Raw genomic sequence first — 12,343 nt, 5'->3', positions numbered from 1 at the left:
CCCCCGGATCAGCGCCAGGACTCAGCCGTCACTAACGTCGCACTCTGCGTCGTCAGTGCCATCGTGATAAAAAAGCGCGTCTATAAACACTGAATACGTGCAAGACATAACATCGTGCCGCATCAATGAGGTATGACGCAGAGCGTTCTGCCTTCCCCACTTACCAATACGTCTCCACCGCAACCTGCCCCGGCTTGCGTGACAGGCTCAGGCGCATGTCGCGCTGTTTGAGCAATGCGCGTGTGTCGTCGATCATCTGCGGGTTGCCGCACAGCATTACCCGGGAATGCTCAGGTGTCAGTGCGATGCCTGCCGCGCGCTCAAGCTCGCCGTTTTCAATCAACTGCGTAATGCGGCCACTTAATGCGCCCGGATGCTGTTCGCGGGTCACAGTCGGTAGGAACAGGAACTTGTCTGCGTATTCCGCCAGGTATTCACGCTGCATCAGTTCGCCAATCAACTGCTGATAGGCCAGTTCGCGGGACTCACGAACGCTGTACACCAGAATCACCCGTTCGAACTTCTCCCAGACCTCGAAATCCTGAAGGATCGACAGAAACGGCGCGACACCCGTACCGGTGGATAACAGCCAGAGGTCGCGGCCATCGACAAAACGGTCCAGGGTCAGATAGCCAAACGCGAGTTTTTCCACCATCAATTCGTCGCCTTCGCGCAGACGGCTCAGTTCGCTGGTGAATTCGCCATCCGGCACCACGATGGAAAAGAACTCCAGAAACTCGTCGTGCGGTGACGACACCATCGAGTAGGCACGCCATACCGTGGTGCCGTCTGCCTTGGTCACACCGAGGCGCGCAAACTGTCCTGCCCGAAAGCGAAAACCAGGGTCGCGCGTGGTGCGCAGGGTGAACAGGTTGCTGGTCAGCGGCGTGACACGCTGCAGTGTCTGTCGGGTGAATTTGTCGTCACTGACGGTCATGGTGTGCTTTGAACTCCTGAATATGAAAAGCAGAACCCAGTGTCCCGCAAAGCGGGCCCGATAAACACCGGCTGTTTGTGGTGAATTACCCGGTCAGCCACCCTGCGGCTTAGAGTATTTGGTTCTTGAGTCAGCCAATGCCCGACCGAACCTCTACAGGGCAAATTGCCGCGACCTCTCTTGCACAGGGGTTCCAGCCAAAAGGCCGATAACACGCTGCCAAATGCCATCAGCCCATCCGTCCGGGTAATGTGCGCAGGCGCAGTTTGCGGTGTTTTTGTTCCTAGACTGGATAAACGAACAGCAAGGTCTGGACACGTACTGCAAGGAGGCTACATGAACACAATGGAAATAAAATTTTCACAGCCCTCGCCAGCAAAAAACCTGACTCAGAGAGAAATCGAAGTCCTCAAGTGGTCCGCCGAAGGCAAGACAGCTGGCGATATCGCAATGATTCTCTGCCTGAAGGAGCGCACCATCCACTTTCACATTGCCAGCGCCATTCAGAAAATGGGCGTTTGCAACAAGACGGCTGCTGCCGTACAGGCCGCACTGAGCGGGATGTTCTGATAAAGCCGGCAGCCGCGCCGCAATCAAACAGGTATCAAAACGAAAAAATACGTAAAATCGTCTGTCTCGGCGAGCCCACCTGTCTTCGGGCTCACCGGCACACTTTCGATTGCACAGAGTTCTCCCGCCAATGCCCCTGCTCATCAGTCCTTTCGCTGAACTTGATCTCATTCGCCAACCCGAGCAACAGGATGAGCCGCTGCAGGCATTCGATGCTGCTGACGAGTACCTGCTCAATCATGTTGCAGAAACCGGGCTGAGCCTGCAAAGCCGGGTGCTGGTGCTCAATGACAGTTTCGGCGCGCTGGCGGCGAGTCTGGCGTCTCATGCCACAGTGGTCAGCAGCACCGACTCTTTCCTGGCTGCACAAGGCCTGGAAAAGAACCTGGCACGCAACGGCATGAGCTATGACGCCGTACCGCACATCCCGGCCAGCGAGCCCTTGAACGGGCCGTTCGACTGGGTGCTGATCCGGGTGCCGAAGACTCTGGCGCTGCTCGAAGAGCAACTGATACGCCTGCAGGGTCAACTGGCACCGGGTGCTCGCGTTGTCGCTGCAGCCATGGTCAAGCATTTGCCACGTTCGGCTGGCGACCTGCTGGAGGAGTACGTAGGGCCGGTGCAGGCCTCACTGGCGGTGAAAAAAGCCCGGCTGCTGTTCGCTACGCCACAGCCCATGGAAGTGCGGACTTCGCCCTACCCGACCCGTTACCGTCTCGACGAGCCGGCCATCGAACTGCTCAACCACGCCAATGTGTTCTGCCGCGACGGGCTGGACATCGGTACCCGGGCATTCCTGCCTTATCTGCCGAAAAACCTCGGCACCGCAAGGGTCGCCGACCTGGGATGCGGCAACGGCGTGCTGGCCATTGCAAGCGCGCTGGACAACCCGCAGGCGCACTACACGCTGGTCGACGAGTCGTTCATGGCCGTGCAATCGGCAGCCGAGAACTGGCGCGCAACGCTGGGCGAACGTGCGGTGGAAGTTCGGGCAGCCGACGGGCTGGACACTCAGGAACCTGACTCGCTGGATGTGGTGCTGTGCAACCCACCCTTCCATCAGCAACAGGTGGTGGGAGATTTTCTTGCCTGGCGCATGTTCCTCCAGGCGCGTGCCGCACTGGTGACCGGCGGCGCGCTGTATATCGTCGGCAATCGTCACCTGGGGTATCACACCAAGCTGTCACGCCTGTTCCGCGGCGTCGAGCAAGTGGCGGCCACGCCGAAATTCGTCATTCTGAAAGCACGCAAGTAATACCGCGCAAAAAAAGACCCTCTTGCCAGCGGGTGGCAAGAGGGTCGCAAAACGTGTCCGCAGACACGAACGGGAATTCGGAATCAGTGTGTCGTCAGGCCCGCTGCGCTCATGAACATGCGCATCAGGCTGGCTACGATGAACAGCGCAAATACGCTGCCCGCCCAGATCCCGACCAGCCAGGCCAGTCGTTGCCAGAGCGGCTTGCTCAGCGCCGGATCAGGATCGTGCATGGAATTTTTACCAGACATCGTCAATCTCCTCGGTTCGAACTAGTGATAACCGTCTGCAGCCGTCACCTTGCCGCGGAATACGTAGTAGCTCCAGAAGGTGTAGCCCAGGATGAACGGAATGATGAACAGCGTGCCGACCAGCATGAAGCCCTGGCTCTGCGGCGGCGCGGCGGCTGCCCAGATCGTTACCGAAGGCGGAATGATGTTTGGCCACAGGCTGATGCCCAGCCCGCTGTAACCCAGGAATATCAGCAACAGGGTCAGCAGGAACGGCGTGTAGTGGGCATTGCGGGCGACTGCCTTGAACAGACCGTACATAGTCACCAGCACCAGCACCGGCACGGGCATGAACCACAGCAGATTGGGCATGCTGAACCAGCGATGGGCAATGTCCGCATGGGCCAGCGGCGTCCACAGGCTGACCACCGCCATGACCGCGAGCACGGCCAGTGCCAGAGGGCGGGCCAGATCATGCATCGCCTTCTGCAGCGAACCTTCGGTTTTCATGATCAGCCAGGTACAGCCCAGCAGTGCATAGGCGACGATCAGGGCCAGGCCGCAGAACATCGGAAACGGCGAGAGCCAGTCCAGTGAACCGCCTGCGAACTGGCGATTGACCACCGGAATGCCTTCAATGTAGGCGCCCAGCGCAACGCCCTGAAAGAAAGTTGCAGCCAGCGAACCGCCAATGAACGCCTTGTCCCAGAGGTGGCGTTTCTGTTCGGTCGCCTTGAAGCGAAACTCGAACGCCACGCCGCGAAAGATCAGGCCCATGAGCATGAACATCAGCGGCAGGTACAGCGCAGACAAGACCACCGAGTAGGCCAGCGGGAATGCACCGAACAGTGCCGCACCGCCCAGCACCAGCCAGGTCTCGTTGCCATCCCAGACCGGCGCGACGGTATTCATCATCACGTCACGGTCGGAACTGTCTTTCATGAACGGGAAGAGAATCCCGATGCCCAGATCGAAGCCGTCCATCACCACGTACATCATGATGCCGAAGACGATGATGATGGCCCAGATCAGCGGAAGATCGATACCCATGGCTTAAATCCCCTTGCCGAGACGGTCAGGATGGTCGCCATCTTCTTCGCCTTCAACAGCGGCGGAGAGCGGACGGGCCGGAGTGCGTTGCTGGCCGGGACCACCGTGAGGCACATGTTCGACATAGGCTTTTGGCCCCTTGCGAACCAGACGCATCATGTAGCCAAGACCTGCACCGAACAGCACGAAATACACGACCACGAACAGCACCAGAGTGATGCTCATCTGCGCCACGCTGTGGCCGGACGATGCATCGGCGGTGCGCAGCAAGCCATACACGACCCACGGCTGACGGCCTATCTCGGTGGTGAACCAGCCGGCGAGAATCGCGATCAGGCCAGACGGCCCCATCCACAGCGCCAGGTACAGGAATGGACGCGAGTTATACAGCGTGCCGCGCTTGCGCAGCCAGAGGCTCCACAGGCCGGTGAAGATCATCAGCATGCCGAGGGCGACCATGACCCGGAACGACCAGAACACGATTGTCGAATTAGGCCGATCCTCAGGCTTGAACTCCTTGAGCGCCGGCACCTGCTTGTCGAGACTGTGAGTCAGGATCAGGCTGCCCAGGTACGGAATTTCCACCGCGAACTTGGTACGCTCTTCCTTCATGTCGGGAATGCCGAACAGGATCAGCGGGGTCGGTTCATCACCGACGTTTTCCCAGTGGCCTTCAATGGCGGCGATTTTCGCCGGCTGATGCTTGAGCGTGTTCAGACCGTGGAAGTCGCCGACCACTGCCTGAATCGGCGCAACCAGCAACGCCATCCACATGGCCATCGAAAGCATCTTGCGCACGGCGGGTGTATCGCGACCGCGCAACAGGTGCCAGGCAGCCGACGAGCCGACGAAGAACGCAGTTGCCACGAACGCGGCGATGGCCATGTGCGTCAGGCGGTACGGGAACGACGGGTTAAAGACCACCGCGAACCAGTCGGTCGGAATGACACGGCCGTCGATGATCTCGAAACCTTGCGGCGTCTGCATCCAGCTGTTGGACGACAAAATCCAGAACGTGGAAATCAGCGTGCCAATGGCAACCATCACCGTGGAAAAGAAGTGCAGCTTACGGCCGACACGGTTCCAGCCGAACAGCATGACGCCGAGGAAACCCGCTTCCAGGAAGAAGGCGGTCAGTACCTCGTAGGTCAGCAACGGGCCGGTAACAGCACCTGCAAAGTCAGAGAAGCGGCTCCAGTTGGTGCCGAATTGATAGGCCATGACCAGTCCGGAGACCACGCCCATGCCGAAGTTGACGGCAAAGATCTTCGACCAGAAGTGGTACAGGTCACGGTAGACGTCATCGCGGGTCTTCAGCCACAGACCTTCGAGCACAGCCAGGTAGCTTGCCAGACCAATAGTGATGGCAGGAAACAGGATGTGAAACGAAATGGTGAATGCGAACTGAATTCGGGCGAGATCTATAGCCTCTAAACCGAACATAATATGTTCCTCTCTCAGATGAAACTTGTTGCCGGCTGTGAGCCAACAACGATTGCTCCCACGGTAATGAGTGCTTATGTTTCTTTATTCTGGCGTTTCCAATGGCGAAAACGCTGGCCGAAGCACTGATCACTGCTTGAACGCAATGATGCAGATCAATCGACCATGAAAGAGTAGTCCTGTTCAGCCGCTTGAGCCGTGTGGTCTATTGTCGCGTGGCGAGTTGTCTCACCGGTAGAGCACTTGCAGACGCCCATCGTTCCTCACGCTCTAGCGTGAGAATGCCGTTCGTGACGCTCCGCGTCACACCTGCGCCGCCCCACCTGCGCAAGAGGACGCAGAGCGTCCAGAACCGCATGCCAACGCAGAGCGTTGGCACGATAAGCAGTTGGATTTGCGCGCGCGGTTACAACAACTTGTCCAGCGTGATCGGAAACTCGCGTATCCGCTTGCCGGTGGCGTGGTAGATCGCGTTGGCAATCGCTGCCGGTACGCCCACAATGCCGATCTCGCCGACGCCTTTGGAACCCAGCGCGTTGACGATCTCGTCGTGTTCTTCGACAAAAAGCACGTCAATGTCGCCGATATCAGCATTAACCGGAATATGGTACTCGGCCAGGCTGTGGTTCATCGGGCGACCCAGAGTGTGATCGAGCATCGCCTCTTCCTGAAGCGCCATGCCCATGCCCCAGACAACACCGCCCAGAATCTGGCTGCGCGCCATCTTCGGGTTCACTACCCGCCCGGCTGCCACTGCACTGACCACGCGATTGACCTTGATTGTGCCCAGGTCCTCGTCGACCAGCACTTCGACGAATACCGCCGAGTGCGTCGCCGCTGCGTAGGCTTCACGCTTCTTGTCCGGCTCGGCGTCTACCTGCACCTCAATCACGCCGCTGGCCTGAGAAGCCGCCAGTTCTGCCATCGACAGCACTTGATCGCCAAGGTACAGCTTGCCTGATTCAAAGCGAGCTTCATCCGGCGTAACAGACGTAAACTGCGGATGCAGCCCTTTGGCCACTTCCAGCACCTGACGCTGCAAGGCCTGACACGCCTGCTGCACCGCTGTACCCACTGAAGACACGGTAAACGAGCCACCCTGCAAAGGCGCGGTCGGCAACGAAGAGTCGCCCAACAGAAAGGTGACATTCTCCACATCGATGCCCGAAGCCTCAGCAGCGATCTGCGTCATCACGGTGTACGTCCCCGTGCCGATGTCGGTCGTGGCACTGCTGACCACCAAAGTGCCATCCGCCTCAAGATGCGCCTTGGCGCTGGCTTTCATCTGCATGGCTTCCCAGACACCGCCCGCCATGCCCCAACCGACGAGTTGGCGACCTTGACGCATGCTGCGCGGCTCGGGGTTGCGACTTTCCCAACCAAAACGCTCGGCACCCTGGCGATAGCACTCACGCAATTCTTTGCTGGAGTAAGGCTTGTCTTCATTACCGTTGCGTTCGGCGTAATTGGTCAGGCGCAGACGCACCGGGTCGATGGCCAGCGCACAGGCCAGCTCGTCCATGGCGCACTCCAGACCGATCATGCCCAATGCAGCACCCGGTGCACGCATATCCAACGGCGTGAACACGTCGAGCGGCACCAGTTTGTAAGTCAGTTGCACGTTATCGCAGTGATAGAGCATGCCGCTCCACTCAACAACATGCTCGCTGAAGTCCTCGAAACGCGAAGTCTGGCCGATGGCTTCATGCCCAATGGCCAACAGACGACCGTTGGCAGCCGCCCCCAGACGCAAGCGCTGCACGGTGCGCGGGCGATAGCCGAAGGTGAACATCTGTTGTCGAGTCAGCGTCAGGCGCACCGAGCGCTTCAGATGCAACGCCGCCATCACCGCCAATGGCAGCTGATATTGCGGACGCAGGCCTGAACCGAAGGCACCGCCGACAAAGGCTGCCAGCACGCGGATCTTGTCCTTTTCCAGACCGAAGACCTTGTGCAGGTAGTCCTGACAGTTCTGCGTACCCTGGGTCTTGTCGTGAATCTGCAAGCTGCCGTCGGCCTGATACAGGACTGTCGACGCGTGCGGCTCCATCGGGTTGTGGTATTCGCTGGGCGTGCTGTACGTCACGTCAACGCTAAGCGCAGAACCGGCCAGCTCACCCTCAAAGTTGCCACGCGGCGGCGGCAATTCGGCAGGCGCGTCATAGGCGGTGTCGAGCATGGCCTGCAGATCGGTCTGGTGCTCCTGCTGCTCGTATTCGATACGCACCAGCGAACCGGAATGTCGCGCCAGCTCCAGCGTATCGGCGACGACCAGCGCCAGTGGCTGGCCGCTGTACATCACGTTGTCGTTGTAAAAAGGACGAAACGGCGAACCGTCAGCCGAATCGGCGTCCTCATAGTTTTCGTCGTAACTGGCCAGCCACGGTCGATTGGTATGATCGATAACAGCGACCACACCCGGAACCTTCATTGCCTCGCTCGTATCGATGCTGGCGACGCGCCCGTTGGCGATGGTGCTGGAGACCACGCTGGCGTACAGCAGCCCTTCTTCAGGGTACTCACCGGCGTAGCGCGCGCCACCGGTCACTTTCAGTCGGCCGTCGACGCGGTCCACCGGCTTGCCCATTGGCGAAAATGGCTGGTTCATTGGGCGCTCCCTCCTGTTGCTGCGTCGCTCAAGGCGCGAATGATCGCGCGGCGCGCCAGCCTGACTTTGAAACCGTTATGTTCAAGAGGCTGCGCGTGCTCAAGCATGGCGTCTGCGGCAGCGGCGATGTTCTCGCGGGTGACCGGCTTGCCGATCAGCAGCGCTTCGACCGCCTTGTCGCGCCATGGCTTGTGCGCGACACCGCCCAAAGCCAGACGCACGTCGCGTACCACGTCACCGTCCAGATCGATGGCAGCAGCGACCGATACCAGGGCAAACGCATAGGACGCACGGTCACGAATCTTCAGATAAGCGTTGTGACTGGCAAAGCCCTGTGCAGGCAGCTCGACCGCGATGATCAACTCATCATCGGCCAATTGATTATCGCGTTGCGGCGCATCACCCGGCAGGCGGTGGAAATCCGCGAACTCTATGGTGCGACGACCGGCACGTCCTTCGACGTGCACCACAGCCTCCAGCGCAGCGAGGGCCACACACATATCGGATGGATGCGTGGCGACACAATCGTCACTGGCGCCGAGGATCGCGTGAATGCGGTTCAGACCTTCACGCGCCGGGCAGCCACTACCCGGCTCACGCTTGTTGCACGGCACACCGGTGTCATAAAAGTAATAGCAACGGGTGCGTTGCAGCAGGTTGCCGCCAGTGCTGGCCATATTGCGCAACTGTGGCGAGGCACCGGCCAGTACGGCTTTGCTCAGCAACGGGTACCGTGCTTCGATCAACGGGTGATACGCCAGGTCGGCGTTGCTGACCAACGCACCGATCATCAGACCGCCCGAGGCGGTTTCAGTGACATCCCTTAAAGGCAGGCCGGTGATGTCGATCAGGTGCTCGGGCGTCGCGACGTTTTCTTTCATCAGGTCGAGCAGGTTGGTGCCACCCGCAATGAAGCGCGTGGCAGGCCCGCTCAGGTTGACGGCTGCGCTGACGTCGGTCGGCTTGCTGTAGGTAAACGGATTCATGCGTTCACCTCCGTTTTGGGCACCGCATTGTGAAACTGCGGCAAGGCCTCTTCGACAGCGGCAAGAATGTTGCTGTATGCGCCGCAGCGGCACAGGTTACCGCTCATCAGTTCCTGAATCTCGGCACGCGTGCTGGCGCGACCTTCATTGGCAAGCCCGACAGCCGAGCAGATCTGCCCGGGCGTGCAGTAGCCGCACTGGAACGCATCGTTCTTGATGAACGCCTGCTGCATGGGGTGCAACTGGTCGCCATCAGCCAGGCCTTCAATGGTGGTCAGCTCGGCACCGTCGCACATGATCGCCAGCGTCAGGCAGGCATTGATGCGCGTACCATCACGCAGTACGGTGCATGCACCACACTGGCCGTGGTCGCAGCCTTTCTTGGTGCCGACCAGGTCAAGCTGATCACGCAGCAGGTCCAGCAGGGTGGTCCAGGGCAGCACGTCCAGCTGGCGCTGCTGCCCGTTCAGGGTAAGAGAGATCGCGTGGGTCGCGAAATCCTTCGGGTTCGGGGTCGTTGCACTCATGGAAACCTCACGGTAGGCGGTCGCTTAGCGCACTTTTTATGCGTCTTAAGGGGTGGGACTTCGCGAGGTTTGCAACGTTCAGGCTTTCTTGATGAGCGTACTTGTTATCGAAAGGCAGTCATCCACAGGCAGCCATCCCGCCAAGCTGCTGGTATGATGCGCGGCTTTTTCCGACCCGCAAAAATCAAACGGGCTGCCCTGCAGTCTGTGCATTGCTGCTGGAGTCGATCATTCACGACGCGCGCCGCGTCACGGAGAGCCAGACATGCTGGAAAGGCTGTTTCAACTCAAGGCACACAACACCAACGTGCGGACCGAGATTCTTGCGGGCGTCACGACTTTCCTGGCGATGGCTTACATCCTGTTCGTCAACCCGAGCATCCTCGGCGAAACCGGCATGGACAAAGGCGCGGTATTCGTCGCCACCTGTCTGGCAGCCGCCATCGGCTCGACGGTGATGGGGCTGATCGCCAACTACCCTATCGCCCTCGCTCCGGGCATGGGCCTGAACGCCTTCTTTACCTACACCGTGGTCCTGCACATGGGCCACACTTGGCAGGTCGCGCTGGGTGCAGTGTTCATCTCGGCGGTGATGTTCTTCATTCTGTCGATCTTTCGCATCCGTGAATGGATCATCAACAGCATTCCCCTGCCCCTGCGTTCAGCCATTGCCGCCGGTATCGGCCTGTTTCTGGCGCTGATCGCCCTGCACAACGCCGGAATCGTGGTCAGTAACCCGGCCACCATGGTCGGCATGGGCGATCTCAAACAGCCAGCCCCCGTACTTGCGACGCTGGGCTTCTTTTTGATCGTGGCCCTGGATTACCTCAAAGTGCGCGGCGCCGTGCTGATCGGCATCCTCGCGGTCACCCTGGTGTCCATCGCCCTGGGCTTCTCGCCGTTTGGCGGTGTGGTGTCGATGCCGCCTTCGCTGGCACCCACCTTCATGCAACTGGACATCATGGGCGCGCTGGACGTTGGTCTGGTGAGCATCATCTTCGCCTTCCTGTTCGTCGATATCTTCGATAACTCCGGCACCCTGATCGGCGTGGCCAAACGCGCCGGGCTGATGGGCAAGGACGGGCACATGCCGAAAATGGGCCGTGCGCTGATCGCCGACAGTACTGCCGCGATGGCCGGTTCCCTGCTGGGCACCTCGACCACCACCAGCTACATCGAATCGGCTGCGGGCGTCAGCGCCGGTGGGCGCACCGGTCTTACCGCCGTGGTGGTCGCCGTGCTGTTCCTGCTGGCGCTGTTCTTCGCCCCGCTGGCCGGTAGCGTACCCGCCTTCGCGACCGCACCGGCGCTGCTGTTCGTCGCCGTGTTGATGGCGTCCGGCATGGCTGAAATCGACTGGGACGACATCACCGTCGCAGCGCCGGTGGTGATCACTGCCCTGGCGATGCCGTTCACCTACTCCATTGCCAACGGCATTGCCTTTGGCTTCATTTCCTGGACAGCGATCAAGCTGTTGTCGGGACGCTGGCGCGAGCTGAATTCCGCGCTGGTGATCCTGTCTGTCCTGTTCGTGATCAAGCTGGGCTGGTTCAACGCATGAGTGTTCCTTTCGACCCTGCGAGCTACGACCGTCAGCTCGAAGAAAAAACCGTCCGCCTGCGCGAATTGCTGGCCCCGTTCGATGCGCCCGAGCCGCAGGTGTTTGATTCACCGCGCGAGCATTACCGGCTGCGCGCCGAATTTCGCCTATGGCGCGAAGACCAAAAGCGTTATTACGCGATGTTCGCGCCGGGCGATAACCGAACGCCGATTCTGCTGGAAGGCCTGCCGATCGCCAGCGAGCGCATCAACGCGCTGATGCCGGTGCTGCGCGAGCGCTGGGAAGCCAGCCCGACGTTGAATCACAAGCTGTTTCAGGTGGACTTCCTGACCACGCTGGCGGGTGATGCGATGATCACCATGTGCTATCACCGCCCGCTGGACGCTGAATGGCAAGCCGCTGCCGAGCAATTGGCGGCTGAGCTGAACGTGAGCCTGATCGGTCGTTCCAAGGGCCAGAAGCTGATCATCGGCCAGGATTACGTGACCGAGAAGCTCGACGTGGCCGGCCGCACCTTCAGCTACCGGCAACCGGAAGGCGCGTTCACCCAGCCCAACGGCACGGTGAACGGCAAGATGCTCAACTGGGCCTTTGAAGCGCTGGGCGAGCGGCATGACGACCTGCTGGAGCTGTATTGCGGCAATGGCAACTTCACCCTGCCGCTGGCCACCCGCGTGCGCAAGGTGCTGGCGACCGAAATCAGCAAGACCTCGGTCAACGCGGCGCTGAGCAACCTGGATGACAACGGCGTGGACAACGTCACGCTGGTGCGTTTGTCGGCTGAAGAGCTGACCGAGGCGCTGAACGAAGTGCGCCCGTTCCGCCGTCTGCACGGCGTGGACCTGAAGAGCTACGACTTCGGCAGCGTCTTCGTCGACCCGCCACGCGCCGGCATGGACCCGGACACCTGCGAACTGACCCGCCGCTTCGAACGCATTCTGTACATCTCCTGCAACCCGGAAACCCTGGCCGCCAACATCGCCCAGTTGCACGACACCCACCGGGTCGAGCGCTGCGCCCTGTTCGACCAGTTTCCATACACCCACCACATGGAATCAGGTGTACTGCTGGTTCGCCGTTGAGGCTCCCCGGACTCAACTATCGTGCGACGCTCTGCGTCCTATCCTGAACATGCGGCGCGGCGCAGATCTGTGACGCGGAGCGTCACCCACGGCA

Annotated in this window: 11 protein-coding genes; 4 read left to right on the top strand and 7 right to left on the bottom strand. The window is 60.1% G+C overall.

What is annotated here, in order from left to right; all coding sequences use genetic code 11:
* Window positions 1–160 precede the first annotated feature (160 nt).
* Window positions 161–937, bottom strand: a complete 777-nt coding sequence (locus AO068_RS22235) for a ferredoxin--NADP reductase (RefSeq protein WP_002555237.1) — start codon at window positions 935–937, stop codon at window positions 161–163.
* Between the two features lie 336 nt (window positions 938–1,273).
* Here AO068_RS22235 and AO068_RS27465 point away from each other — a divergent pair, with 336 nt between their 5' ends.
* Complete coding sequence (locus AO068_RS27465; RefSeq protein WP_005745352.1) at window positions 1,274–1,507, top strand: helix-turn-helix domain-containing protein; 234 nt, start codon at window positions 1,274–1,276, stop codon at window positions 1,505–1,507.
* 130 nt (window positions 1,508–1,637) lie between these two features.
* A complete protein-coding gene (locus AO068_RS22225) occupies window positions 1,638–2,762 on the top strand; it encodes a methyltransferase (protein WP_058409463.1) in 1,125 nt (374 codons plus the stop codon).
* 83 nt (window positions 2,763–2,845) lie between these two features.
* On the opposite strand, the gene AO068_RS26215 is transcribed toward AO068_RS22225, so the two are convergent.
* From AO068_RS26215 to AO068_RS22200, 6 genes are all read right to left on the bottom strand, one after another.
* Complete coding sequence (locus AO068_RS26215; RefSeq protein WP_002555239.1) at window positions 2,846–3,013, bottom strand: DUF2474 domain-containing protein; 168 nt, start codon at window positions 3,011–3,013, stop codon at window positions 2,846–2,848.
* 21 nt (window positions 3,014–3,034) lie between these two features.
* Window positions 3,035–4,042 (bottom strand): cytochrome d ubiquinol oxidase subunit II, encoded by a 1,008-nt coding sequence (cydB, locus tag AO068_RS22220; protein ID WP_058401879.1) that lies wholly within the window; start codon window positions 4,040–4,042, stop codon window positions 3,035–3,037.
* 3 nt (window positions 4,043–4,045) lie between these two features.
* Complete coding sequence (locus AO068_RS22215) at window positions 4,046–5,485, bottom strand: cytochrome ubiquinol oxidase subunit I (RefSeq protein WP_058401880.1); 1,440 nt, start codon at window positions 5,483–5,485, stop codon at window positions 4,046–4,048.
* A gap of 406 nt (window positions 5,486–5,891) precedes the next feature.
* Entirely contained in the window at window positions 5,892–8,093 is a 2,202-nt protein-coding gene (locus tag AO068_RS22210) for a xanthine dehydrogenase family protein molybdopterin-binding subunit (RefSeq protein WP_058409462.1), read from the bottom strand.
* On the bottom strand, window positions 8,090–9,079 hold the full coding sequence (locus AO068_RS22205) for an FAD binding domain-containing protein (protein WP_058409461.1): 990 nt from the start codon (window positions 9,077–9,079) through the stop codon (window positions 8,090–8,092). Before AO068_RS22205 ends, AO068_RS22210 begins: the two co-directional genes overlap by 4 nt.
* Entirely contained in the window at window positions 9,076–9,606 is a 531-nt protein-coding gene (locus AO068_RS22200; RefSeq protein ID WP_058401883.1) for a (2Fe-2S)-binding protein, read from the bottom strand. Before AO068_RS22200 ends, AO068_RS22205 begins: the two co-directional genes overlap by 4 nt.
* Before the next feature lie 265 nt (window positions 9,607–9,871).
* Here AO068_RS22200 and AO068_RS22195 point away from each other — a divergent pair, with 265 nt between their 5' ends.
* Window positions 9,872–11,167 (top strand): NCS2 family permease, encoded by a 1,296-nt coding sequence (locus AO068_RS22195; protein ID WP_058401884.1) that lies wholly within the window; start codon window positions 9,872–9,874, stop codon window positions 11,165–11,167.
* Window positions 11,164–12,249: a tRNA (uridine(54)-C5)-methyltransferase TrmA gene (gene trmA / locus AO068_RS22190; RefSeq protein WP_058409460.1), complete on the top strand. Its 1,086-nt coding sequence runs from the start codon at window positions 11,164–11,166 to the stop codon at window positions 12,247–12,249. Before AO068_RS22195 ends, trmA begins: the two co-directional genes overlap by 4 nt.
* The last annotated feature ends 94 nt before the right edge of the window (window positions 12,250–12,343 follow it).

Source organism: Pseudomonas sp. ICMP 3272, from assembly GCF_001466905.1.
GTDB lineage: Bacteria > Pseudomonadota > Gammaproteobacteria > Pseudomonadales > Pseudomonadaceae > Aquipseudomonas > Aquipseudomonas amygdali.
The sequence above is the reverse complement of the archived record's forward strand: the minus strand, read 5'-3'. Positions and strand labels throughout refer to the sequence as shown.